Consider the following 24353-nt stretch of genomic DNA (forward strand, 5'->3'; position numbering starts at 1 on the left):
GTTATTCCCCCTGACGCTGGTAGTCGTTACGCTGCGCGTTGGCGCGGCGTTGGTCCATGATGTCACCATCGCTTGAAGAAGAGCGGGTGTTTGCGCTGGCGTTTCCGGAAGACGCAGGTGGCAGACGCAGCAGGTTGTTGGCACCACTGTTGTCATTTTTTGTCGCCGGCGCGTTACCGCCTTTCAGCATCTGATCCAGCGGCAGAACCATCAGGTTGCCACCTTTGCTGTCATTGACCAGCACCTTACGGGTATGGCTCAGCACTTTCTCCATGGTTTCGATATAGAGACGCTCACGGGTAATTTCCGGCGCGGCTTTATATTCCGGCAGGATTTTCGCAAAGCGAGCCACCTCACCCTGGGCTTCCAGCACGGTCTGGGTCTTATAGGCTCGCGCCTCTTCCAGAATACGCTGTGCCTGACCGTTCGCACGCGGCTGAACTTCGTTGGTGTAAGCTTCAGCCTCACGGATGTACTGCTGTTCGTTTTCACGGGCAGCAATCGCATCGTCAAACGCCGCTTTGACCTCTTCCGGCGGACGAGCAGCCTGGAAGTTGACGTCCAGCAGGGTGATACCCATGTTATACGGACGAATGGTCTCTTCCAGCTCACGCTGGGTATCGCTACGAATAACGGTACGACCTTCGGTCAGAATGCGGTCCATGGTGTATTTACCGATCACGCCACGCAGGGCGCTGTCGGTCGCCTGACGCAGACTGTCATCGGCGCTGGTCACGCTAAAGAGGTAACGTTCAGGATCGGTCACACGATACTGCACGTTCATCTCAACGCGAACCACGTTTTCGTCTGACGTCAGCATCACGCCGGATGCCGCCAGTTCGCGTACCGATTCAACGTTCACCGCCGTGACGTCATCGATAAAGGTCGGCTTCCAGTTCAGGCCCGGCTCAACCAGATGGCTGAATTTGCCAAAACGGGTGACAACACCGCGCTCGGCTTCTTTGATTGTGTAGAACCCGCTGGCAGCCCAGATAATCACCGCCGCTGCGGCAACAATGCCCACCACACGACCGCCCATATGAGGACGCGGCCCCTGGCCAGTACCGCCGCCAGTGCCTTTACCACCGCCGAGTCCGCCCAGCTTTTTGCTCAGCTTGCGGAAGATATCATCCAGATCGGGTGGCCCCTGCTCGCGACCACCTTTGTTGCCATTTCCCCCGGAGTTGCCGCCTTGATTATTGCTGCTCCCCCACGGGTCGCGGTCTTGTCCGTTATTACCGGGCTGATTCCACGCCATGTATGTGCTCCATATTTGTTATGCGGTGATATACCCTCAAACGCCTGGCATGCCGGAGCATTCGCAGCGGTTCGGGTATCCCAAAGGGCAAAATCCTTCAGGCATCTCCTTTCCGGTCAGACGACGTAGTCGACCAGCGCAGGTTCTTGTTTACAGAGGCGACGCCAGTCGACGATTGGCATACGCACCTGCAACCCCACGCTGCCGTCATCCTCCATCCACTCTTTTTCTATCGCCTGAAGCTGATAAAAACGGCTGCGCAGTCGGCCTTCCTCGGGTGGCAGACGCAGCGTGTGCTGAGCCACTTCACCGGAAAGACGTTCTGTTAAAGCCTGGAAAAGCAGTGGTACACCGACACCGGTCTGCGCAGAAAGCCAGACCCGAATCGGTATGTTCTCTTCATCTCTGTCGATACGCGGTTCGAAATTGTCCAGCATATCGATCTTGTTCATCACCAGCAGCGTCGGGATCTCGTGGGCATCAATCTCTTCCAGCACGATATTCACTGCATCAATATTTTCCTGAACGCGTACATCCGCGGCGTCGATAACGTGCAACAGCAACGTCGCCTGACGGGTCTCCTGCAGGGTGGCTTTAAACGCGGCCACCAGATCGTGCGGCAGATGACGGATAAACCCAACGGTATCCGCCAGCACGGTTTCTCCGACATCCGTCACATCAATGCGGCGCAGCGTCGGATCCAGGGTCGCAAACAGCTGGTCTGCGGCGTAAACCTGGGCCTCAGTAATCTGGTTAAACAGGGTGGATTTACCGGCGTTGGTATAACCGACCAGCGACACCGTCGGGATGTCTGCTTTCTGTCGGGAGCGGCGCCCCTGCTCACGTTGCTTCTCAACTTTTTCCAGCCGAGAGAGGATTTGGGTAATACGGCCACGCAGCAAGCGACGGTCGGTTTCAAGCTGGGTTTCACCCGGGCCGCGCAAACCAATCCCGCCCTTTTGCCGTTCAAGGTGTGTCCAGCCACGCACCAGGCGCGTCGCCAGATGGCGCAACTGCGCCAGCTCAACCTGCAATTTCCCTTCATGGGTACGTGCACGTTGGGCAAAAATGTCTAAAATCAAACCCGTCCGATCGATAACACGACATTCGCACAGACGTTCCAGGTTGCGTTCCTGGGCCGGTGTCAGGGCGTGATCAAACAGCACGACCGATGCGCCAGTCGCTTTTACGGCATCCGCAATCTCTACTGCTTTACCTTCACCAACAAAAAACTTTGGGTGCGGCGCTTTACGGCTACCGGTAATCACCTGCATTGCTTCGACACCGGCGGAAGAGACCAGAGATTCAAACTCCTGGAGATCTTCCATATCTTTGTCTTGCGAAAAATAGATGTGTACCAGCACCGCCTGCTCACCGGCATCGTAACGGTCAAACAAGCGTAAACCTCTCAAAAAAGATCAGCGGGGAACGCAGAAAACCTGGCTCCCCGATATGGAAATAACAGCCAGTAACCTTATTCGGTCTCTTCGCTGTCCTGCGCAGGCGCAGAAGAACCCTGCGCGTTGCTGCCATGATGGTAGTTACTGGAACCGCCGCCAGCGTTATTGCTGTGATGAGATACCGGGCGAGACGGAACAACAGTAGAAATCGCGTGCTTATAAACCATCTGGCTGACCGTGTTTTTCAACAGGATCACGAACTGATCGAAAGATTCAATCTGACCTTGCAGCTTAATACCATTCACCAAATAAATAGAAACTGGAACACGTTCCCGACGCAGTGCGTTCAAGAACGGATCTTGTAAAGATTGCCCCTTAGCCATTCTATCTTTTCCTTATATGCTTGTTTTGTACTTAGAACCTTGCGATTCTGAAAAATTGCGCACGATACGGCTTAATTGTACACATTCAGTCTGCGATATCACCAACAACCTGTAATACATCGTGTAACGCCTGTTGCGGTTTTTCACTGTCTAACCAGTGAACTCCCTCCCAACCGCGCAACCAGGTAATCTGGCGCTTCGCTAACTGTCTCGTGGCGCAAATACCTCGATAAACCATTTCATCATGCGAAATCTCACCTTCAATGTATGACCACATCTGGCGATAACCCACACAACGAATGGAAGGCATATCCGTATGCAAATCTCCACGGGCAAATAGCGCCCGCACTTCTGCTTCAAAATCTGAAGCCAACATCTGATGAAAACGCTGCTCAATTCGCTGATGGAGCAGTTCACGGCTCGCCGGGGCGATGGCGAACTGATGCACCTGATACGGCAGAGCCTCTCCTGACGTTTGCGTCAGTTCCGTTAAAGTTTTACCCGAAATGAAAAAAACTTCCAGTGCCCGGGAAAGCCTTTGCGGATCATTTGGATGAATACGTGCTGCCGCAACCGGATCAATTTCTGCCAGCTGCGCATGCAGTGCGCCCCATCCCTGCTCTGCTGCCTGATGCTCAATCTTTGCTCTAATGGCCGGGTCTGCCGAAGGTAACGGCGACAACCCTTCCAGTAACGCTTTGAAATAGAGCATTGTTCCGCCCACCAGCAGCGGGATACGCCCTGCTGCTGTGATCTCAGCCATATGCGCCAGCGCATCGCGACGAAAATCAGCCGCCGAATAAGCCTGCGCCGGGTCAAGGATGTCCAGCAATCGGTGCGGCGCCGCGCGCAACTCGTCTGCGTTAGGCTTTGCCGTACCAATATCCATCCCCTGATAAATAAGGGCGGAATCAACGCTAATCAACTCTACTGGCAAAACTTTACGTAACTCAATGGCTAACGCGGTTTTACCCGAGGCCGTTGGCCCCATCAAAAATATCGCCTTAGGCAGGCGGGTATTGCTTACATCACTCATTTTTCAGGGCGGCCTTAGCCGTTTGTAAATCAACAGGTTGTAATAAACCACCCGGCGGAGCCTTCACCAGCTGCGGGCAGAGGCGTTCAACCTCCGCCAGCACGGTGATAGCCTGCGCCATACTCCACGCTGGGTGATCGCTGGCCAGCTGGCGGGCGATCCACTGTGCAGTATTGGCGGCATCAAACGTTGTCTGCTGCGCCAGGTAGCCTATCAGTTCAGGAATCAAGTTTTGTAAATTTTGTTGGCGTAAGGGTAAAGGCACGGCACGAAGCGTCACATGATGCGATTCGAGCACCATTTCGATACCCATTTCAGCAAGGGCAGCCTGATGACGCTGCACCACCTGCGTCTCCTGCGGCGAGATTTTAATCCGCACCGGGATCAACAGCGGCTGGGCGCAGGCCTGATGGGGACCGGGCGCCAGCTGCGCCTGTTTCAGCCAGCGTTCGGCGACCGGCAGGGATAACAGCGCCAGATGACCGTCCTGCTCAAGCAGCGCGGCATCGGGTGCTATGATGGTCAGCACCCGACCAAAACTCTGGTTATGGCCCATCAGGGCAGGTGCTGTGGGAGCAGCCTCAGCCGTTTTTTGTGCCGGAGCCGGGGTGTCCAGCAAGGTGCGATACACCGCGCCTGCCTGCTTCTGGTAGCCTGGCTGGGCATGTGGATAATTCGCCCCGGACGCCCGGGAAGCTGATCCGCCAGACGAGAAACGCGGTGCGGCAGGTTCCCGCGCCACAGCGGGCTCAGCGAACTGGTTTCTACCCGCCGCGATGCGGTTCTCCGGGATTTGACGCGGCGCAGGCACCTCTTTGCTCAACGGCAGGCTCGGTTCGGCCTGCTGCTGCAATACGCTCAGCACCCCCTGGTAGATGAAGTCATGCACCAGCCGGGACTGGTGAAAACGCACCTCATGTTTCGCCGGATGGACATTGACATCCACCTGGTGCGGGTCGATCTCCAGATAGAGCACAAAAGCGGGCTGCTCACCGGCACCGAGTTTATCCTCGCACGCCTGGCGGATCGCATGGTTGATAAGACGGTCACGCATCATGCGTCCGTTCACGTAGCAATACTGGATCTCTGCAAAAGCCGCGCTGCTCGCTTTCGGATCGGCCACCCAACCACGCAGGGTCAGATCGCCATGCTGCCACTCAATGGCCAGCGCCTTTTCCAAAAACGGCGTACCGCAGATGGCACCCAACCGGCGCTCTTTCTGCCCGCCCTGCGCCACGGCGCGATACTGGCGCATCATCTTGCCGTTATGGCTCAGATTGATGGTGACATCGAAGCGCGCCAGGGCGATGCGGCGAATAATCTCGTCGATATGGCCAAATTCGGTTTTCTCGGTGCGCATAAACTTGCGCCGCGCGGGGGTGTTGTAGAAGAGATCCAGCACCTCCAGCGTCGTTCCCACCGGATGCGCAGCAGGTTTGACCGTCACGTCCATATCCCGGCCTTCGGCATAAGCCTGCCAGGCCTCCGGCTGTTCCGCCGTGCGGGAGGTGAGCGTTAAGCGGGAGACGGAGCTGATACTGGCCAGCGCTTCGCCGCGGAAACCGAGGCTGATAATGGCTTCGAGATCGTCAAGGGAGGCGATTTTGCTGGTTGCGTGACGAGCCAGCGCCAGCGCCAGCTCCTCTTTTTTGATGCCGCAGCCGTTATCACGGATCCGGATGAGCTTCGCTCCGCCGCGTTCGATATCGATATCGATGCGGGTGGCGCCCGCATCAAGGCTGTTTTCCACCAGCTCTTTCACTACCGACGCAGGTCGTTCTACCACCTCACCGGCGGCGATTTGGTTCGCAAGCTGCGGCGGCAGAACCTGAATCGGCATGATAGCTCCTTAATTGGTCGAGGTTGACTCGCCCGGTAACATGGCGCTGGCGGTCTGCCCCGCGACACCCTGTGGGGCAGACTGGAGCGGATGCGCATCAAAGTACTTACGCAGGCCTTTATAAATCGCTTCGGCAATCTGCTGCTGGTAGCTGTCACTGGCCAGCAGGCGCTCTTCACCGTTATTACTGATGAAGCCCGTCTCCACGAGAATGGACGGAATATCCGGCGAACGCAGCACGCCGAGGCTGGCATGTTCCGGGCGGCGCTTATGCAGGGAACCGACACTTTGCAGCTGATTCAGGACGTTAGTCGCTACATCATACCCGACACGCTGGGAATGGCCGAACTGTAAATCCAGTACCGCCTGGCTCAGGTAGGGATCCGACTGGCTGTTCGCCAGCACGTCGCCCGCCCCGCCTAACAGCTCGGATTGCTTTTCATGTTCCTCAAGCCAGTTTGCCATTTCGCTGTTGGCGCGACGGTTGGAAAGTACCCATACGGACGCCCCCGTCGCGTTGCGGTTGGGAGCTGCATCGGCATGCACTGAGACCAGGAAATTGGCATTCTGCTGACGCGCCACGTCAGAACGGCCCATGACCGAGATAAAATAGTCACCGTCACGGGTTAACACGCCTTTAAACATCGGGTCGTCGTTCAGCAAGGTCCGCAGCTTACGGGCAATGGCGATGGTCACGTTTTTCTCACGCGTTCCCCCCGGCCCGATGGCGCCAGGATCATCGCCACCGTGTCCAGCATCGATGGCGATAATAACTTTATCGCCGCTTGCCGGGCGCGCCTGCACCGCGGGACGGGTCACCGTGTTGCTACTGGTGACGCTGGTAATACGATCGCTGCCGGATTTAAACGGATTTCGTGCGGGCTCCGAAGGGCGCGGTGCAACGACAGGCTCTTCCACCCGCTTGACCACGACCGGTGGCGGCGGAGGCGGCGGTGGTGCATCGGCGTTGATGGTAAAGACCACCATATAGTTCGCCCCGTTTTGTTGCTTCACCGCCCGGGTCTTGCCGTTTTGCGTTAAATCCACCACCAGACGCAGGGATTGCGCATCTTTTGGCGTACCGGAACGAATGCTGCGCACCAGGTTGTTGCCGCTGAACTGTAACGGCAGCCCCTTGATAACGCCGGTCTGTTTAATATCCAGCGCGACGCTGCGCCTATCGTCCTGCGAAAACGCATACTCAGGATCGCCCATAAAGCTGAAGGTGATCCGGGCCTGAGTGTCTCCGTTGGAAACCTGAATATCGGACAAGGTTGCCGCCCCGGCCTGTGCGCAAAACAGCACCGTTGCAGCTATCAGCCAACTTTTAACGCGATTAATCATCCCGTTATCTCTTAACTTAACCGGCTAAACGCGCCAGTATCGAATTTCCTGATGCGGAGAGAGCAGTCACGCGGGCTTCACGCCCTTGCGCCTGATACTCCAGGTGAATTTCAACATCGGGTTCAGGTAAAACACCGGTCCCCTGCTGCGGCCACTCGACCAGGCAAATGGCATCGTTGGCAAAGTAGTCACGGATCCCCATAAATTCCAGCTCTTCAGGATCGGCAAGGCGATAGAGATCGAAGTGGTAGACCATCAGGTTTTCCAGGGTGTAGGGCTCGACCAGCGTGTAGGTCGGGCTTTTCACATTACCCTGATGTCCCAGCGCCTGTAAGAAGCCCCGGCTAAAGGTGGTCTTACCCGCGCCAAGGTCGCCATACAGATAGATGACTGTTGCGCCCTCGCAGGCCTGCGCCACGCGCTGGCCGAGATCTAAAGTTGCTTGTTCGTCGGGTAAAGGGATCACGCGATTAATCATTTTCTACGTCAGTTATTTTCGGGTTAACGACACGCCTTAGCGTGTCAAAAAGATCGGTTGCCAGCATGCCGCGCGTACCATAGTGGCCAGCCAGCCGATCGGCAGCTGCACCATGCGCGACGCAGCCTGCGCAGGCGGCATCATAAAGCGCCAGTTTCTGTCCAAGCAACGCGCCAATAATACCGGAAAGCACGTCGCCCATGCCGCCGCTCGCCATTCCGGCATTGCCGACATCCACGATGCCTGTCTCTCCGCTCTCGCTGGCGACGACGGTACCGGCGCCTTTCAACACCACAACACCACCGTAACGTTTTACCAGACGCTGGGCAGAATGTAAGCGATCGCTTTCAATTTCTGCAACGCTACAGTTAAGCAGCCGCGCGGCCTCGCCGGGGTGCGGCGTCAGGATGCGATTGTGACGTTTATCCGGATTGATTGCCAGAAGGTTCAGCGCGTCAGCGTCCCATAGCATCGCATGGCGAAAGTTTTCGACCTTGCGTAGTGCCTCCTTCCCCCACGGCTCCTGACCGAGACCGGGGCCAATCACCACCACATCGGCCCATTGCAGACTGTCATCCAGCGCCTTCGGCGTCAGTTCATGCACCATCAGTTCAGGCCGGGCGGTAACGATCGGGGCAATATTTTCGCGGCGGGTCAGGACGCGCACCAGCCCAGCCCCCGTGCGCAGTGCCGCTTCGCCGGTCATGCGAATAGCGCCCGCTGTGCCATGGTCGCCGCCGATAATCACCAGCCGGCCATGATCGCCCTTATGGGAAGTTGGACGGCGTGGCGGCAACCACTGCGCCAGATGCGAGGCATCAAAGCGGGTGATGGCGGTCTCCTGCCCGGCGAGCCAGCCCTCCAGCCCAAGCGCGTGATGATGCAACGTGCCCACCACATCGCGCGCTTTACCGGTCAACAGGCCCGGTTTAAGGGCAATAAACGTCACCGTATGGTCGGCATTTATGACCGCGCCTGGCGTGGTGCCCGTCTGAGCAACCAGCCCGGAGGGAATATCCAGCGCAACGATGGGGGCCGCATGCTGGTTAGCGTGGGCGATCAATCCGGCGACCTCGTCGCGAGGCGCGCTGCGCAAAACTGTTCCCAGAAGGCCGTCAACGATGAGGTCGATGCCTTCCGGCCAGGGGGTATCCGCAGCGTGGATAATCCCTGCCGCATCCAGCCAGGCTTGCCGCGCGTCTGTGGCCTCTTCCGGAAGCGGTTTGTCGCTCTCTGTCGCCAGCAGCGTAACGGTAATGCCTGCGGCAATCGCCAGCCGGGCGACAACATAGCCATCACCGCCGTTATTGCCATGACCGCACAGGATGAGCCAGTGGCGGGATTGCGGGTAAGCGGTACGGGCAACGGTGAACGCTGCCTCACCCGCACGCCGCATCAGTTCATAAAGGGTAATGCCCAGACTGTCTGCCGCCTCTTTTTCGGCGCGCCGCAGGTCGTCCGCGGGCCAGACAGAGTGTGGTATACTTGCGGGGTTTTTCTTCACAGTATGGTCCGTCATGTCACAGCCCCTCGATCTCAATCAGTTAGCGCAAAACATTAAACAGTGGGGCGCTGAGCTTGGTTTTCAACACGTGGGTATCACCGATACCGATCTCTCTGCCAGCGAGCCCAAACTGCAGGCATGGCTGGATAATCAATACCACGGCGAGATGGAGTGGATGGCGCGTCACGGCATGATGCGCGCCCGCCCGCATGAACTGTTGCCGGGAACCCTGCGCGTGATCAGCGTGCGTATGAACTACCTTCCCACCGGAGCCGCTTTTGCCAGTACGCTGAAGAACCCCTCTCTGGGGTATGTCAGCCGTTATGCCCTGGGGCGTGACTATCATAAACTGTTGCGTAACCGGCTCAAAAAGCTTGGGGAAATGATTCAGGAGCAGTGCGCCACGCTGAATTTTAGACCTTTTGTCGATTCTGCGCCTGTTCTTGAGCGCCCGCTGGCGGAAAAAGCCGGGCTCGGCTGGACAGGTAAGCACTCACTTATCCTCAGCCGCGACGCCGGGTCGTTCTTCTTCCTCGGAGAACTGCTGATTGATCTTCCCCTGCCGGTGGATAAGCCGGTCGAAGAAGGCTGTGGCCGCTGTGTGGCCTGTATGACCATCTGCCCTACCGGTGCCATTGTCGAGCCTTATACCGTCGATGCCCGCCGCTGCATCTCCTACCTGACCATTGAACTGGAAGGGGCGATCCCGGAAGAGTTTCGGCCGTTAATCGGCAATCGCATTTACGGCTGCGATGATTGTCAGCTGATCTGCCCGTGGAATCGTTATTCACAGCTAACGGAAGAGGACGACTTCAGCCCGCGCAAGGCGTTACACGCGCCGCCGCTGACAGAGCTGTTTGCCTGGAGCGAAGCCTGGTTCTTGAAAGTGACGGAAGGATCGGCGATTCGCCGTATTGGTCACCTGCGCTGGTTGCGTAATATCGCCGTTGCGCTGGGAAATGCCCCCTGGGATGAAGCCAATCTCCGGGCGCTGGAAAGTCGCCGAGGTGAGCACCCACTTCTCGATGAACACATAGAGTGGGCGGTTGCGCAGCAAATCGCCAAACGAAATGCCTGCGTGGTTGAGGTGCAATCTCCGCAGAAACTCAGGCTGGTAAGGGTCGTCGAAAAAGGGCTTCCGAGAGATGCATGATGTTTCCACAGCCTGTGAATAAAAATTAAAAGGCAGAGAGAGTCTGGTTCTGGCTATTGGTCAAGTGATCGAGCTAACATTTTGAAATGAAATTTTCTTTATAAATTTCAATACATTAAAACGTTACTATTCATCAGGCGAAGTTTCTGAATATTCGGTAAAAAGAGATTAACCTGTGGATAAGTCTGTTAAGAAGAGTTTGTCAGAAATGAAACAAGTCGTCCCCGGCGGGGCTTTCCGCGGTGGATATCTGGAGGAGGAGAAAAAATTTGGAGCGGGAAACGAGACTCGAACTCGCGACCCCGACCTTGGCAAGGTCGTGCTCTACCAACTGAGCTATTCCCGCTTGGGTGGTGTTACTTCTTTGCGAACAAATTTTGGAGCGGGAAACGAGACTCGAACTCGCGACCCCGACCTTGGCAAGGTCGTGCTCTACCAACTGAGCTATTCCCGCTTAATCTTCGTCTTTCAAGCCGCCACTGCGTTGGCTGCCTTCACTCACCTTAGTCACTTACTTTAGTAAGCTTCTAAGGATTCGTTCAGTTGCCGCCTTGTTGCAACCTGAAATCCTGCGATTGGTGGTCTTACTTCTCAGCAAACAGATTTGGAGCGGGAAACGAGACTCGAACTCGCGACCCCGACCTTGGCAAGGTCGTGCTCTACCAACTGAGCTATTCCCGCAAAATCTGTGCTGTCGTAACGATGAATTCTCTGTCGTTACGGGAGGCGCATTATACGAGAAATCCTTTCTGCTGCAACCCCCCAAAAAGCGTTTTTTTATAAATTTAGTTCAAGTGCTGCAATATTCGTCACATTGTGCAGATTTAAAGCGTTATACCCCGGCAGGCGCACGCCTGCCGGAAAGATCGCTTATAAATTAATAAAATGTTCGCGGTAGTAGGCCAGCTCCGCCACCGACTCACGGATATCATCCATGGCCTGGTGGGTGCCCTGCTTCTTAAAGCCGTCGAGAATTTCCGGCTTCCAGCGACGCGCCAGCTCTTTCAGGGTGCTGACGTCCAGGTAACGGTAGTGGAAATACGCTTCGAGCTCCGGCATGTACTTAAACAGGAAGCGGCGATCCTGGCCGATGCTGTTGCCACAAATCGGTGATTTTCCCTGCGGTACCCACTGCTTCAGAAATTCGATTGTCGCCAGCTCGGCTTCGCGGTCGCCCTGGGTGCTGGCTTTCACACGATCCACCAGCCCGCTGCCGGTGTGGGTGCGCACGTTCCAGTCATCCATCAGCGCCAGCTGTTCGTCGGACTGGTGCACGGCAATGGTCGGCCCTTCCGCCAGGATATTCAGGTTCGCGTCAGTGACCAGCGTGGCGATCTCAATAATGCGATCGCGCTCAGGATCGAGCCCGGTCATCTCCAGATCGATCCAAATCAGATTGTTTTCATCTGCACTCATGTTATTTTCCACCCTTCTCGCATAACCGGCCGTGGCAGGTTAACTACTATTAATTAGTGTGTATCATAGAGGTTTTGCCCAATATGGGCGACCAGGAGCCAGCACGATTGAGTAAAAATAAACTCTCCAAAGGGCAGCAGCGCCGCGTTAAAGCCAACCATCAGCGCCGCCTTAAAACCACTTCAGAGAAGGTCGACTACGACGACAACCTGTTTGGCGAGCCCGCGGAAGGCATCGTGATTAGCCGCTTCGGTATGCATGCTGATGTAGAGTCTGCCGACGGCGACGTTCACCGCTGCAATATTCGTCGCACCATCCGCTCGCTGGTAACCGGTGACCGCGTGGTATGGCGCCCCGGTAAAGCCGCTGCTGAAGGCGTGACGGTGAAAGGTATCGTCGAAGCCGTGCACGAGCGCTCGTCGGTATTAACCCGCCCCGACTTTTATGACGGCGTAAAACCGATTGCCGCCAATATCGATCAGATTGTCATTGTCTCGGCCATTCTGCCCGAACTGTCGCTGAACATTATCGACCGTTATCTCGTCGCGTGTGAAACCCTGCAGGTTGAGCCGCTGATCGTCCTGAATAAGATTGATCTGCTCGACGCCGAAGGCACCGCATTTGTTAACGAGCAGATGGATATCTATCGCAAGATTGGCTATCGCGTACTGATGGTCTCAAGCCGCACTCAGGATGGCCTGAAGCCGCTTGAAGAGGCGTTGACCGACCGCATCAGCATTTTTGCGGGCCAGTCCGGGGTGGGCAAATCCAGCCTGCTGAATAATCTGCTTGGCTTGCCGCAGGAGATCCTGACTAACGATGTCTCCGACACCTCCGGTCTTGGCCAGCACACGACTACCGCTTCACGCCTCTATCACTTCCCGCACGGCGGCGATGTGATCGACTCCCCTGGAGTGCGTGAATTTGGTCTTTGGCATCTTGAACCGGAACAAATCTTTAACGGTTTTGTCGAATTCCACGACTACCTAGGCGCGTGCAAATATCGCGACTGTAAGCATGACAACGACCCGGGCTGCGCCATTCGTGAAGCGGTCGAAAACGGTGAAATTGCGGAAACCCGTTTTGAAAACTACCACCGCATTCTCGAAAGCATGGCTCAGGTAAAAACGCGTAAAAGCTTTTCTGAATCTGATGACTGACAACTAAGCTAAGCGTCGCTAAAATCGTCCCCTTTTTTCAGGTTCCGGCTGTTTAACAGCCGGCTCAGGAACGACAAAACAATGGCCTGGAGGCTACCTTGTTAAACTCATTTAAACTTTCGCTTCAATACATTCTGCCGAAACTGTGGCTCACTCGCCTGGCGGGCTGGGGCGCAAGCAAACGAGCGGGCTGGCTGACTAAGCTGGTAATCGATCTGTTCGTGAAATATTACAAGGTCGATATGCAGGAAGCGCAGAAGCCGGATACGGCAAGCTACCGCACCTTCAACGATTTCTTCGTCCGCCCACTGCGCGATGAAGTACGCCCCCTGAACACTGACCCGAACGTGCTGGTAATGCCTGCCGACGGCGTGATCAGCCAGTTGGGTGCTATCGAAAACGACAAAATTTTGCAGGCTAAAGGCCACAACTACAGCCTGGAAGCCCTGCTGGCCGGTAACTACCTGATGGCGGATCTGTTCCGCAACGGGACCTTTGCTACCACCTACCTGTCGCCACGTGACTACCACCGCGTGCATATGCCGTGCAACGGTATCCTGCGCGAGATGATCTACGTACCGGGCGATCTCTTCTCGGTTAACCACCTCACCGCGCAAAACGTACCGAACCTGTTTGCCCGTAACGAGCGCGTTATCTGCCTGTTCGACACCGAGTTTGGCCCAATGGCGCAAATTCTGGTGGGTGCGACCATTGTCGGCAGCATCGAAACGGTCTGGGCGGGCACCATTACGCCGCCGCGTGAAGGGATCATCAAACGCTGGACGTGGCCTGCGGGCGAAAGCGAAGGTTCCGTGGCGCTGCTTAAAGGTCAGGAAATGGGCCGCTTCAAGCTCGGCTCCACCGTTATCAACCTGTTTGCGCCGGGTAAAGTGAAGCTGGTAGAGCAGCTTGAAAGTCTGTCCGTGACCAAGCTCGGCCAGCCGCTGGCGGTATCAACAGAGCCCTTCGTCACCACGGATGCAGAGCCTGCGCCACTGCCAGCAGAAGAGATTGCCGCCGAACACGAAGCCAGCCCACTGGTCGACGATAAAAAAGACGTAAGCTAAGCAAAAGGTAAACTGACGTGCGCCTGATTATCACTTTTCTGATGGCCTGGTGCCTCAGTATGGGGGCCTACGCAGCGACGGCCCCCGATACCAAACAAATCACGCAAGAACTGGAGCAGGCAAAGGCGGCAAAACCCGCCCAGCCAGAAACCGTAGAGGTGCTCCAGGCTGCGCTGAACGCCCTTGAGGAGCGTAAAGGCTCCCTTGAGCGTGCCACGCAGTATCAGCAGGTTATCGATAATTTCCCCAAACTTTCGCAAACCCTCCGCGCGCAGCTGAGCGATATCCGTGAAGAGCCACGTCAGGTGCCCGCGGGCTTAACCTCTGACGCGCTCAACCAGGAGATCCTACAGGTCAGCAGCCAGCTACTGGAAAAAACCCGCCAGGCGCAGCAGGAGCAGGAGCGTGCCCGGGATATCGCCGACTCGCTGAATCAGCTACCACAGCAGCAAACCGACGCCCGCCGCCAGCTCAATGAGGTTGAACGCCGGGCCGGGGCGCAAACCGGCAATACCCCCCTTAACCAGGCACAGAATCTCGGCATGCAGGCGGAGTCCGCCAGATTAAAAGCCCTGGTGGATGAACTGGAGCTGGCGCAACTCTCGGCTAACAACCGTCAGGAGCTGGCCCGTATGCGCTCTGAGCTGGCGAAAAAGCAGGGTGAGCAGCTGGACGCTTATCTTCAGGCGCTGCGCAATCAGCTGAACAGCCAGCGCCAGCGTGAAGCTGAGCGGGCGCTGGAAAGCACCGAGATGCTGGCGGAGAATAGCGAGAACCTGCCGTCCGGCATCGTGGAGCAATTCAAAGTCAACCGGGAGCTTTCGGCCGCGCTTAACCAGCAGGCGCAGCGTATGGATCTGGTGGCCTCGCAGCAACGTCAGGCAACCAGTCAGACCCTGCAGGTGCGCCAGGCGCTGAATACCCTTCGCGAACAGTCCCAGTGGCTGGGTTCGTCGAATCTGCTGGGCGAGGCGCTGCGCGCTCAGGTTGCGCGTCTGCCCGAGATGCCAAAACCGCAGCAGCTGGATACCGAAATGGCACAGCTGCGCGTACAGCGACTGCGCTTTGAGGATCAACTGAATAAGCAGCCCCAGTTGCGCCAGATCCACCAGCCGGATGGCAAGCCGTTGACCGCCGAACAAAACCGGATTCTGGAAGCCCAGCTGAGAACGCAGCGCGAGCTGCTGAACTCTCTGTTGCAGGGCGGCGATACGCTGCTGCTTGAACTGACCAAACTGAAAGTATCGAACAGCCAGCTGGAAGATGCGTTAAAAGAGGTCAACGAGGCGACCCACCGCTATCTGTTCTGGACCTCGGACGTGCGCCCCGTCTCCTTCTCCTGGCCGATTGATATTGTTCAGGACCTGCGCCGCTTGATTTCGCTGGATACCTTCAGCCAGCTTGGCAAAGCCAGCATTATGATGCTCACCAGCAAGGAGACGATTTTCCCGCTGCTGGGGGCGCTGATCCTGGTCGGATTCAGCATTTATTCGCGTCGCCATTTCACCCGCTTCCTTGACCGCTCCAGCGCCCGTGTAGGCAAGGTGACGCAGGATCATTTCTGGCTCACGCTGCGCACGGTTTTCTGGTCGATTCTGGTTGCCTCACCGCTGCCGGTGCTGTGGATGACCCTGGGTTATGGCCTGCGCGAAGCCTGGCCTTACCCGCTGGCGGTGGCGATAGGTTTCGGGGTAACGGCTACCGTGCCGCTGCTGTGGGTGGTGATGATCTGCGCCACCTTCGCGCGTCCGAACGGGCTGTTTGTCGCCCACTTTGGCTGGCCGCGTAATCGCGTGGCGCGGGCCATGCGCTACTACCTGATGAGCATCGGGCTTATCGTGCCGCTGATTATGGCGCTGATCATGTTTGATAACCTCAACGATCGGGAGTTTTCCGGCTCGCTGGGTCGCCTCTGCTTTATGCTGATTTGCGGTGCGCTTGCGGTGGTGACGCTGAGCCTGAAGAAGGCCGGGATCCCGCTCTATCTCGACAAAGAGGGTAGCGGCGATAACATGGTCAACCATATGCTGTGGAATCTGCTGCTCGGCGCCCCGCTGGCGGCGATCCTCGCGGCGGCCGTCGGCTATCTGGCCACCGCTCAGGCGTTGCTGGCGCGTCTTGAGACCTCGGTAGCGATCTGGTTCCTGCTGCTGGTGGTCTACCACGTGATCCGCCGCTGGATGCTGATCCAGCGCCGTCGCCTGGCCTTCGACCGGGCGAAAAACCGCCGGGCCGAAATCCTCGCCCAGCGTGCGCGCGGTGAAGAGGAGCCACCTCACATGCTCAGTACCGAGGGGGCAGTAGAGGTAGATGAAACCGAGCTGGATCTGGATGCCATCAGTACCCAGTCACTGCGGCTGGTACGATCCATCCTGATGCTGATCGCCCTGCTCTCCGTTATCTTCCTGTGGTCGGAAATTCATTCGGCGTTTGGCTTCCTGGAGAACATCACCCTCTGGGATGTAACCTCGACGGTACAGGGCGTGGAGAGTCTGGAGCCGATTACGCTCGGCGCAGTCCTGATTGCCATTCTGGTCTTCATCATCACCACCCAGCTGATCCGGAACTTCCCGGCGCTGCTGGAGCTGGCCCTGTTGCAGCATCTGGATTTGACCCCAGGAACCGGATACGCCATCACCACCATCACCAAATACCTGCTGATGCTCTTTGGCGGGCTGGTGGGCTTCTCGATGATCGGCATTGAGTGGTCGAAGTTGCAGTGGCTGGTGGCTGCGCTCGGGGTGGGGCTCGGGTTTGGTTTGCAGGAGATCTTCGCCAACTTTATCTCCGGCCTGATCATCCTGTTTGAAAAGCCGATTCGTATTGGCGATACCGTGACGATCCGCGATTTGACCGGGAGCATCACCAAAATCAACACCCGCGCTACCACCATCAGCGACTGGGACCGCAAAGAGATCATCGTGCCAAACAAGGCGTTTATCACCGAGCAGTTTATTAACTGGTCGCTGTCTGACTCCGTCACGCGTGTGGTCCTGACCGTGCCGGCACCGTCGGATGCCAACAGCGAAGAGGTAACGCAGATCCTCTACACGGCGGCCGAGCGCTGCTCGCTGGTGATCAGCACCCCGGAGCCGGAAGTGTTCCTGGTGGATTTACAGCAGGGGATCCAGATTTTCGAACTGCGTATTTACGCGGCGGAGATGGGCCATCGTATGCCGCTGCGTCATGAGATCCACCAGCTGATTCTGGCGGGCTTCCGTGAACACGGCATCGATATGCCGTTCCCACCGTTCCAGATGCGCCTGGAAACGCTGGATGGACGTAAGACGGGAAGAACCTTGACGTCGGCGGCGAAGCAGCGCCCGGCGGGGAGTTTGTAGTGCAAATGCCGGGTGGCGCTACGCTTACCCGGCCTACAAAATCCGTAGGCCCGTGCAAGCGCAGCGCCGCCGGGCAAACAACATCTCAGGCGCGATCTACGGTAAACGCAATCACATCACCCAGTTGCTCGGCGCCCAGCGCCAGCATCACCAGACGATCGACACCCAGCGCCACACCGGAGCAGTCCGGCAGGCCCGCTTTTAACGCACCCAGTAAGTTGTGGTCGATAGGCTGTTGCGGCAGGCCGCGTGCGGCACGCTTGCGGTTATCCTGTTCGAAACGCTGTTGCTGCTCCCGGGCATCGGTCAGCTCATGGAAACCATTCGCCAGTTCAATACCTTTAAAGTAAACCTCGAAGCGCTCCGCCACGCGGTGATCTTCCGTGCTGATTTGCGCCAGTGACGCCTGGCTTGCCGGGAAGTGATAGACGAAGGTCGGACGATCTTTGCCAATCTGCGGCTCAACACCAAAGGTAAAGAGCATCTGCAGCAGCGTGTCGCGATCTTCTTCGGTATCGGCAATATTGCTGAGATCCAGTTTCGCTGCCGCTTCACGCAGTTGCGTTTTGTCAGCCGAGAGCGGATCAATCTCCAGATGACGCTGGAAAGCCTGCTGATAAGAGAGCGTTTCCGCTTCCGGGCACTCCAGCACCTGTTGCAGTAGGTCGTCCACCTCGTTCATCAGGCGGTACATGTCATAGTGCGGACGGTACCACTCCAGCATGGTGAATTCCGGATTGTGATGACGCCCCATCTCTTCGTTGCGGAAACTGCGGCACAGTTGGTACACCGGGCCACACCCGGCTGCCAGCAGGCGTTTCATATGGTATTCCGGGCTGGTCATCAGATAGAGATTCATCCCCTGAGAGTGACCAGGGCCAACAAAACGGGTTTCAAACGGCACCAGATGAATATCCGTGACCGTCGCCTGACTCATGCAGGGCGTTTCCACCTCCAGCACTCCGCGGTCGGCAAAGAAGCGGCGGATCTCCGCCATAATTGCAGCGCGTTTTAACAGATTGGGGATGGATGCGCTCGGCTGCCAGGTGGCCGTTTCGCTCATGAGAATTTCTCCGATTTCAGACAAGGGGACGAAGTCTACTCGCAACCCAGGGCGGAGACAAATTTTGCCCAATGAATTTTAGGGTTTTCATAACCTCCAATAATTACGTGACGCAATTCATCAATTGCAGTGATAAATGAAGGGAAATAACCGCAAAAAAATCGAACACGTCAAATTTCCCTTCTTTCCCTGCGGCTATACTGCGTTACCCATAAAGGAGCAGTGGAATCGCCTTCGCATTTGCCCTCCTGGGCCCTGCACTACCCAAGGGTAGTCGTGATGCGAATATCAAAAATCTGGAGGAATGTCGTGCATACCTTTCAAGCCGATCTTGCCATTATAGGCGCTGGCGGAGCAGGATTACGCGCAGCGATAGCTGCAGCCCAGGCTAATCCGAACGCTAAAATCGCCCTGATTTCAAAAGTATATCCTATGCGCAGCCATACGGTTGCCGCCGAGGGGGGATCCGCCGCCGTCGCGCAGGATCATGACAGCTTTGATTATCACTTCCACGACACGGTGGCCGGCGGCGACTGGCTATGCGAGCAGGATGTCGTTGATTATTTCGTTCATCATTGTCCGACGGAAATGACCCAGCTTGAGCAGTGGGGTTGTCCGTGGAGCCGCCGGGATGACGGCAGCGTCAACGTGCGGCGCTTCGGCGGTATGAAAATTGAGCGTACCTGGTTTGCCGCCGATAAGACCGGCTTCCACATGCTCCACACCCTGTTCCAGACGTCACTCCAGTACCCCCAGATCCAGCGCTTCGACGAACATTTCGTCCTCGATATTCTGGTCGATGACGGCCAGGCTCGCGGCCTGGTGGCGATGAACATGATGGAAGGTACGCTGGTCCAGATCCGCGCCAATGCCGTGGTGATGGCGACCGGCGGGGCCGGGCGTGTCTACCGCTATAACACCAACGGTGGCATCGTGACCGGCGACGGGATGGGCATGGCGTTGCAGCACGGCGTTCCGCTGCGCGACATGGAGTTTGTACAGTATCACCCGACCGGCCTGCCGGGTTCCGGGATCCTGATGACCGAGGGCTGCCGCGGTGAAGGCGGTATTCTGGTCAATAAAAACGGCTATCGCTATCTGCAGGATTATGGCATGGGCCCGGAAACCCCGCTTGGCGAGCCGAAGAACAAATATATGGAGCTTGGCCCGCGCGATAAAGTCTCTCAGGCCTTCTGGCATGAGTGGCGCAAAGGCAACACCATCTCTACCCCGCGCGGGGATGTGGTCTACCTCGATCTGCGCCACCTGGGTGAGAAAAAACTGCTGGAACGTCTGCCGTTCATCTGCGAACTGTCCAAAGCCTATGTCGGCGTCGACCCGGTTAAAGATCCGATTCCTGTGCGTCCCACCGCACACTACACCATGGGCGGTATTGAAACCGATCAGCAGTGTGAAACCCGCATTCAGGGCCTGTTTGCAGTGGGCGAATGCTCCTCCGTTGGCCTGCACGGGGCTAACCGCCTGGGTTCAAACTCGCTGGCGGAACTGGTGGTGTTTGGCCGTCTGGCCGGGGAGCAGGCCGTTGCGCGCGCCGCTGCTGCTGGTGAGGCGAACGGCGCCGCGCTTGATGCGCAGGCAGCCGATGTCGAGCAGCGCCTGAAAAATCTGGTGAATCAGGAAGGCAGCGAAAACTGGGCGAAGATCCGCGATGAGATGGGACTCTCTATGGAAGAGGGCTGCGGAATTTACCGTACGCCGGAGCTGATGCAGAAAACCATCGATAAGCTGGCTGAGTTGCAGGAGCGCTTCAAACGCGTGCGGGTGACGGATACCTCCAGCGTCTTCAACACCGATCTGCTCTACACCATTGAGCTGGGCCACGGGCTGAATGTGGCCGAATGTATGGCGCACTCCGCCATGGCGCGTAAAGAGTCGCGCGGCGCGCATCAGCGTCTGGACGAAGGCTGCACCGAGCGTGACGACGTGAACTTCCTCAAGCACACCCTCGCTTATCGCGATGCGGACGGCACGACCCGTCTGGACTACAGCGACGTGAAAATCACCACGCTGCCACCGGCGAAACGCGTTTACGGGGCAGAAGCGGAAGCAGCCGATAAGAAGGAGACGGCGAATGGCTGAGATGCAAACCCTGAAAGTCGAAGTGGTGCGCTATAACCCGGAAGTGGATAGCGCCCCGCACAGTGCTTTCTATGAAGTGCCTTACGATGAACAGACCTCCCTGCTGGATGCGCTGGGCTACATCAAAGACAATCTGGCGCCGGACCTGAGCTATCGCTGGTCCTGCCGTATGGCCATTTGCGGCTCCTGCGGCATGATGGTCAACAAGGTGCCGAAGCTGGCCTGTAAAACCTTCCTGCGTGAATACCCGAAGGGCATGAAAGTCGAAGCTCTGGGGAACTTCCCGATTGAGCGCGATCTGGTGGTCGACATGACCCACTTTATCGAAAGCCTGGAAGCCATTAAGCCGTACATCATTGGTAACCCGCGCACGCCAGACCAAGGGCCGAACAAACAGACCCCGGCGCAGATGGCCAAATACCACCAGTTCTCCGGCTGTATCAACTGCGGTCTGTGTTATGCCGCCTGCCCGCAGTTTGGCCTGAATCCGGAGTTTATCGGGCCAGCAGCCATTACCCTGGCGCACCGCTACAACGAAGACAGCCGCGATCACGGCAAGAAGGAACGTATGACGCAGCTGAACGGCCAGAACGGCGTATGGACCTGTACCTTTGTCGGCTACTGCTCGGAAGTCTGTCCGAAGCATGTCGATCCGGCCGCCGCGATCCAACAGGGTAAGGTGGAAAGTTCGAAAGACTTTCTTATTGCCACCCTGAAACCACGCTAAGGAGTGCATGATGACGACTAAACGCAAAGCCTATGTACGGCCGATGCCGTCCACCTGGTGGAAAAATCTGCCGTTTTATCGCTTCTATATGCTGCGTGAAGGCACGGCAGTACCGGCGGTGTGGTTCAGTATTGAGTTGATGTACGGCCTGTTTGCCCTTAAACACGGTCCGGAAAGCTGGGCCGGTTTCGTCGGATTCCTGCAGAATCCGATTGTGGTGATCCTCAATATCATCGTACTGGCGGCGGCGCTGTTGCATACCAAAACCTGGTTTGAACTGGCGCCAAAAGCAGCAAATATTATCGTGAAAAACGAAAAACTTGGGCCAGAGCCAGTCATTAAAGGACTCTGGGTGGTGACTGCGGTAGTAACCGTGGTGATTCTTGGCGTAGCCCTGTTCTGGTAAGGAGAGCACCGTGATTAATCCAAATCCAAAACGCTCCGATGAACCCCTCTTCTGGGGGCTTTTTGGCGCAGGCGGCATGTGGTGCGCCATTATCGCGCCGGTCATTATTCTGCTGGTAGGCATTATGCTGCCGCTGGGGCTCTATCCTGGCGATGCGCTGAGCTACGAGCGGGTGCTGGCCTTTGCCCACAGCTTTATTGGTCGGGTATTCATCTTCCTGATGATTGTTCTGCCGCTGTGGTGCGGTTTGCACCGTATCCATCACGCCATGCATGACCTGAAGATCCACGTGCCTAACGGTAAATGGGTGTTCTACGGTCTGGCGGCTATTCTGAGCGTCGTCACGCTGGTTGCCGTCGTCTTTATGTGATCTCTCCCCCGCTCTCCCGCCTGCCGGTGGGAGAGCAAAATTCCTGACAGGTTCTACACTTAACAAAAATCCTGTAAGGATATTCCTATGCGCATCCTGCCTGTCATCGCCGCAGTTACCGTTGCGTTTCTGGTTGTTGCCTGTAGCTCCCCTACCCCACCCCGGGGCGTGACGGTCGTTCGTCCTTTTGAAGTCCAGCGATTCCTTGGTACCTGGTATGAAATTGCCCGCTTTGACCACCGTTTTGAACGTGGACTGGAAAAAGTGACGGCGAATTACAGCCTGATGCAAGACGGGGGAATTCAGGTGATCAACCGGGGCTACAATCCTGCACGCGGCATGTGGCAGAAGGTGACGGGCAAGGCGTACTTTACCGGCGCGTCTGATACCGCAGCGCTGAAAGTCTCCTTCATAGGCCCCTTTTATGGCGGCTATAACGTGATTGCGCTGGATAAAGATTACCGGCATGCGCTGGTGTGCGGGCCAGATCGTGACTACCTGTGGATCCTCTCCCGCACACCGACGATTTCAGATGAGGTGAAACAAGCGTTACTGAATTCCGCAACGCGTCAGGGATTTGATGTCAGTAAGTTTATCTGGGTTGAGCAGACCCATTAATGGGTGCTGAGCTTCAGCCCGATAATACCGGCAACAATCAATGCGAGACTGGCGATACGCGCCAGGCTCGCGGACTCGCCCAGCAGTAAAATCCCGGTTATAGCTGCCCCTACCGCACCAATCCCCGTCCATACGGCATAAGCCGTGCCCACCGGCAGCGAACGCATGGCCCAGGAGAGCAGCACGATGCTCACAATCATGGCGGAAACGGTAATCACGCTGGGGGTGAGGCGCGTAAAGCCGTGGGTATATTTCAGGCCGATGGCCCATACCACTTCGAGTAAACCGGCAATAAAAAGAATGATCCAGGACATATGAGGCTCCTTAACTTAAATAACAGTCTGGGGCCGTCCCCGATGAAAGAAACACTTACAGGTCGTCCTGTAAGGGATAGGAATTTCCTATTGTGAAGAGCCTGAATTCATTTTTCAACTCGTTTGTTTTATTCAATAGTTGAGATATTAAAGCCAGGAAATAGACGCAATTCGCTGCGAAATTCAGTCATTTATTACTCATCCGACTTCTTTATGATGAGGCTCTTCCTGATAGCAGGAAGCGACCCTACTTTGCCAATTGCGAAATAAAATGTTCAAAATTCTCTTGATTGACCGGTGTCATTACACCCGTAAGGGCCTGGAAATGTGGATCAATCATTCAGGGCTGTTTCCTTCACCCGTGTTGGTGACGGGCCTTAACAATCTCTATCTTGCCAGAGAGCATATTCTGCAGTGGAAACCGGCGCTAGTCATCGCTGATTTTCAAGGCTTTATGTCAGATATTCAGCACATCCAGCAGCTTTCTTCGGTGATGAGCGCCAGTGAAACCATACCTTTCATTTTGCTGCATTCCGAAGAACATCCTGAAATGTCAGCATTTTTAGATACGTTCCCATTATGGGCATCGTTGTCTAAAACGGTCCGGCTGGAGATGCTGGCACAGACGGTTAATAAAGCCTTAGCCGCGCAGGAAGTCAGTGAGCAAGGGCCCGTCGCGACGCCACTATTAACGCGCCAGGAGGAGAAGGTGTTAATGCTATGGATGGAGGGTGCCAGCAACCACATCATTGCCAGCAAACTGAGGATTCATGGAAAAACGGTTTATACCTACAAGCGCAATATTCGGATGAAATTGCACATGGATACCCGGTACTCGCCGTTTCTGTCACTGCCCTGAGCGGTAAACTGAGGGTACGGCGATTGGATATTCAGCACCGTACCGCCCAAAATTACGCCTGTGCTTTAGTTCTGTGCTTTAGTTGCTGCGCCAGAAATCGCGCTGCCGCCAGAGGAGATATCCTCACCGACGCCGCGAGTGGTATTACAGGCGGTTAATACAGATGAAAGCACCAGGACAGAAAAGATCGCTACACATGTTTTCTTAAGCATAATGTCTTCCTTTTTTAGGCAAAGTTATTGTGTACAGCAACATAAGCATAGCCAGGATCCCGACGAGTGACGGAAAAGGAAGAATTTTTAGGAAAAGTAGAAAGTATCAGGAGGCGGCGTGCGAAATTGCGTTACCCAGGCTTTTGATATCTTCCCCAACACCACGGGCGGTGTTGCAGCCGGAAAGCAGAGCGCTGGCAATCATTGTCATCAGGATAATTTTGAGTGGACGCGACATCTTCCATGACCCTTCTTTAGAATGGTAAGGCGCAGCAGAGTGCTGCGCCCAACATCCCGAAATGAA

General features: G+C 56.3%; 23 protein-coding genes and 3 tRNA genes. 10 read left to right on the forward strand and 16 right to left on the reverse strand.

The window, feature by feature from the left end; genetic code table 11:
- Nucleotide 1: 1 nt before the first annotated feature.
- The 8 genes from hflK to nnr all read right to left on the reverse strand — a co-directional run bounded on the left by hflK (nt 2) and on the right by nnr (nt 9258).
- The gene (hflK, locus tag ACT3IC_RS07575) at nt 2–1258 is read right to left on the reverse strand and encodes an FtsH protease activity modulator HflK (protein ID WP_103177968.1); all 1257 of its coding nucleotides are present in this window, start codon (nt 1256–1258) and stop codon (nt 2–4) included.
- 116 nt (nt 1259–1374) lie between these two features.
- On the reverse strand, nt 1375–2655 hold the full coding sequence (gene hflX / locus ACT3IC_RS07580) for a ribosome rescue GTPase HflX (RefSeq protein ID WP_103177967.1): 1281 nt from the start codon (nt 2653–2655) through the stop codon (nt 1375–1377).
- 77 nt (nt 2656–2732) lie between these two features.
- Nucleotides 2733–3041 carry an RNA chaperone Hfq gene (gene hfq, locus ACT3IC_RS07585; RefSeq protein ID WP_032616179.1) on the reverse strand — a complete coding sequence of 103 codons (309 nt, stop codon included), beginning with the start codon at nt 3039–3041 and terminating at the stop codon, nt 2733–2735.
- A gap of 85 nt (nt 3042–3126) precedes the next feature.
- Nucleotides 3127–4077 (reverse strand): tRNA (adenosine(37)-N6)-dimethylallyltransferase MiaA, encoded by a 951-nt coding sequence (miaA, locus tag ACT3IC_RS07590; protein WP_103177966.1) that lies wholly within the window; start codon nt 4075–4077, stop codon nt 3127–3129.
- Complete coding sequence (gene mutL, locus ACT3IC_RS07595; protein WP_473477013.1) at nt 4070–5917, reverse strand: DNA mismatch repair endonuclease MutL; 1848 nt, start codon at nt 5915–5917, stop codon at nt 4070–4072. Before mutL ends, miaA begins: the two co-directional genes overlap by 8 nt.
- 9 nt (nt 5918–5926) lie before the next feature.
- Nucleotides 5927–7261 (reverse strand): N-acetylmuramoyl-L-alanine amidase AmiB, encoded by a 1335-nt coding sequence (gene amiB, locus ACT3IC_RS07600; protein ID WP_263951581.1) that lies wholly within the window; start codon nt 7259–7261, stop codon nt 5927–5929.
- 16 nt (nt 7262–7277) lie between these two features.
- On the reverse strand, nt 7278–7739 hold the full coding sequence (tsaE, locus tag ACT3IC_RS07605) for a tRNA (adenosine(37)-N6)-threonylcarbamoyltransferase complex ATPase subunit type 1 TsaE (protein WP_103177963.1): 462 nt from the start codon (nt 7737–7739) through the stop codon (nt 7278–7280).
- On the reverse strand, nt 7732–9258 hold the full coding sequence (nnr, locus tag ACT3IC_RS07610) for a bifunctional ADP-dependent NAD(P)H-hydrate dehydratase/NAD(P)H-hydrate epimerase (RefSeq protein WP_420193194.1): 1527 nt from the start codon (nt 9256–9258) through the stop codon (nt 7732–7734). Before nnr ends, tsaE begins: the two co-directional genes overlap by 8 nt.
- On the opposite strand from nnr, the gene queG reads away from it, so the two are divergent.
- A complete protein-coding gene (gene queG / locus ACT3IC_RS07615; RefSeq protein WP_103177961.1) occupies nt 9257–10396 on the forward strand; it encodes a tRNA epoxyqueuosine(34) reductase QueG in 1140 nt (379 codons plus the stop codon). The genes nnr and queG overlap by 2 nt on opposite strands.
- A 270-nt stretch (nt 10397–10666) precedes the next feature.
- Here queG and ACT3IC_RS07620 read toward each other — a convergent pair.
- From ACT3IC_RS07620 to orn, 4 genes are all read right to left on the reverse strand, one after another.
- Nucleotides 10667–10742, reverse strand: a tRNA-Gly gene (locus tag ACT3IC_RS07620).
- Nucleotides 10743–10774: 32 nt separating this feature from the next.
- Nucleotides 10775–10850: transfer RNA gene (locus ACT3IC_RS07625), tRNA-Gly, on the reverse strand.
- Between the two features lie 151 nt (nt 10851–11001).
- Nucleotides 11002–11077, reverse strand: a tRNA-Gly gene (locus tag ACT3IC_RS07630).
- Between the two features lie 189 nt (nt 11078–11266).
- Nucleotides 11267–11812, reverse strand: a complete 546-nt coding sequence (gene orn / locus ACT3IC_RS07635) for an oligoribonuclease (RefSeq protein ID WP_039028434.1) — start codon at nt 11810–11812, stop codon at nt 11267–11269.
- Between the two features lie 107 nt (nt 11813–11919).
- Between orn and rsgA the strand changes: the two genes are divergently transcribed.
- The 3 genes from rsgA (at nt 11920) to mscM (ending at nt 17380) form a co-directional block, all read left to right on the forward strand.
- On the forward strand, nt 11920–12972 hold the full coding sequence (gene rsgA, locus ACT3IC_RS07640) for a small ribosomal subunit biogenesis GTPase RsgA (protein WP_168191995.1): 1053 nt from the start codon (nt 11920–11922) through the stop codon (nt 12970–12972).
- A 98-nt stretch (nt 12973–13070) separates the two neighbouring features.
- A complete protein-coding gene (gene asd / locus ACT3IC_RS07645; RefSeq protein ID WP_220435207.1) occupies nt 13071–14039 on the forward strand; it encodes an archaetidylserine decarboxylase in 969 nt (322 codons plus the stop codon).
- Between the two features lie 17 nt (nt 14040–14056).
- Nucleotides 14057–17380, forward strand: coding sequence for a miniconductance mechanosensitive channel MscM (gene mscM, locus ACT3IC_RS07650; RefSeq protein ID WP_103177958.1), 3324 nt, complete (start codon nt 14057–14059; stop codon nt 17378–17380).
- Between the two features lie 85 nt (nt 17381–17465).
- Here mscM and epmA read toward each other — a convergent pair whose 3' ends face one another.
- Nucleotides 17466–18443 carry an elongation factor P--(R)-beta-lysine ligase gene (epmA, locus tag ACT3IC_RS07655; RefSeq protein ID WP_103177957.1) on the reverse strand — a complete coding sequence of 326 codons (978 nt, stop codon included), beginning with the start codon at nt 18441–18443 and terminating at the stop codon, nt 17466–17468.
- A gap of 309 nt (nt 18444–18752) precedes the next feature.
- Between epmA and frdA the strand changes: the two genes are divergently transcribed.
- The 5 genes from frdA to ACT3IC_RS07680 all read left to right on the forward strand — a co-directional run bounded on the left by frdA (nt 18753) and on the right by ACT3IC_RS07680 (nt 22664).
- Nucleotides 18753–20543, forward strand: a complete 1791-nt coding sequence (frdA, locus tag ACT3IC_RS07660; protein WP_103177956.1) for a fumarate reductase (quinol) flavoprotein subunit — start codon at nt 18753–18755, stop codon at nt 20541–20543.
- Complete coding sequence (locus tag ACT3IC_RS07665; protein WP_103177955.1) at nt 20536–21270, forward strand: succinate dehydrogenase/fumarate reductase iron-sulfur subunit; 735 nt, start codon at nt 20536–20538, stop codon at nt 21268–21270. The genes frdA and ACT3IC_RS07665 overlap by 8 nt, the downstream gene beginning before the upstream one ends.
- Before the next feature lie 10 nt (nt 21271–21280).
- A complete protein-coding gene (gene frdC / locus ACT3IC_RS07670; RefSeq protein ID WP_103177954.1) occupies nt 21281–21676 on the forward strand; it encodes a fumarate reductase subunit FrdC in 396 nt (131 codons plus the stop codon).
- A 10-nt stretch (nt 21677–21686) separates the two neighbouring features.
- Nucleotides 21687–22046: a fumarate reductase subunit FrdD gene (frdD, locus tag ACT3IC_RS07675; protein ID WP_103177953.1), complete on the forward strand. Its 360-nt coding sequence runs from the start codon at nt 21687–21689 to the stop codon at nt 22044–22046.
- An 87-nt stretch (nt 22047–22133) separates the two neighbouring features.
- A complete protein-coding gene (locus ACT3IC_RS07680; RefSeq protein WP_103177952.1) occupies nt 22134–22664 on the forward strand; it encodes a lipocalin family protein in 531 nt (176 codons plus the stop codon).
- On the opposite strand, the gene sugE is transcribed toward ACT3IC_RS07680, so the two are convergent.
- Entirely contained in the window at nt 22661–22978 is a 318-nt protein-coding gene (sugE, locus tag ACT3IC_RS07685) for a quaternary ammonium compound efflux SMR transporter SugE (RefSeq protein WP_014882209.1), read from the reverse strand. The genes ACT3IC_RS07680 and sugE overlap by 4 nt on opposite strands.
- Before the next feature lie 271 nt (nt 22979–23249).
- Here sugE and ACT3IC_RS07690 point away from each other — a divergent pair, with 271 nt between their 5' ends.
- On the forward strand, nt 23250–23837 hold the full coding sequence (locus ACT3IC_RS07690; protein WP_159340233.1) for a helix-turn-helix transcriptional regulator: 588 nt from the start codon (nt 23250–23252) through the stop codon (nt 23835–23837).
- Nucleotides 23838–23902: 65 nt separating this feature from the next.
- Here ACT3IC_RS07690 and ecnB read toward each other — a convergent pair whose 3' ends face one another.
- Entirely contained in the window at nt 23903–24049 is a 147-nt protein-coding gene (ecnB, locus tag ACT3IC_RS07695) for a lipoprotein toxin entericidin B (RefSeq protein ID WP_103177950.1), read from the reverse strand.
- A gap of 106 nt (nt 24050–24155) precedes the next feature.
- A complete protein-coding gene (locus tag ACT3IC_RS07700; protein WP_371816544.1) occupies nt 24156–24260 on the reverse strand; it encodes an entericidin A/B family lipoprotein in 105 nt (34 codons plus the stop codon).
- Nucleotides 24261–24353 lie beyond the last annotated feature (93 nt).

Source organism: Leclercia sp. GHBNCSD (genome assembly GCF_055805075.1).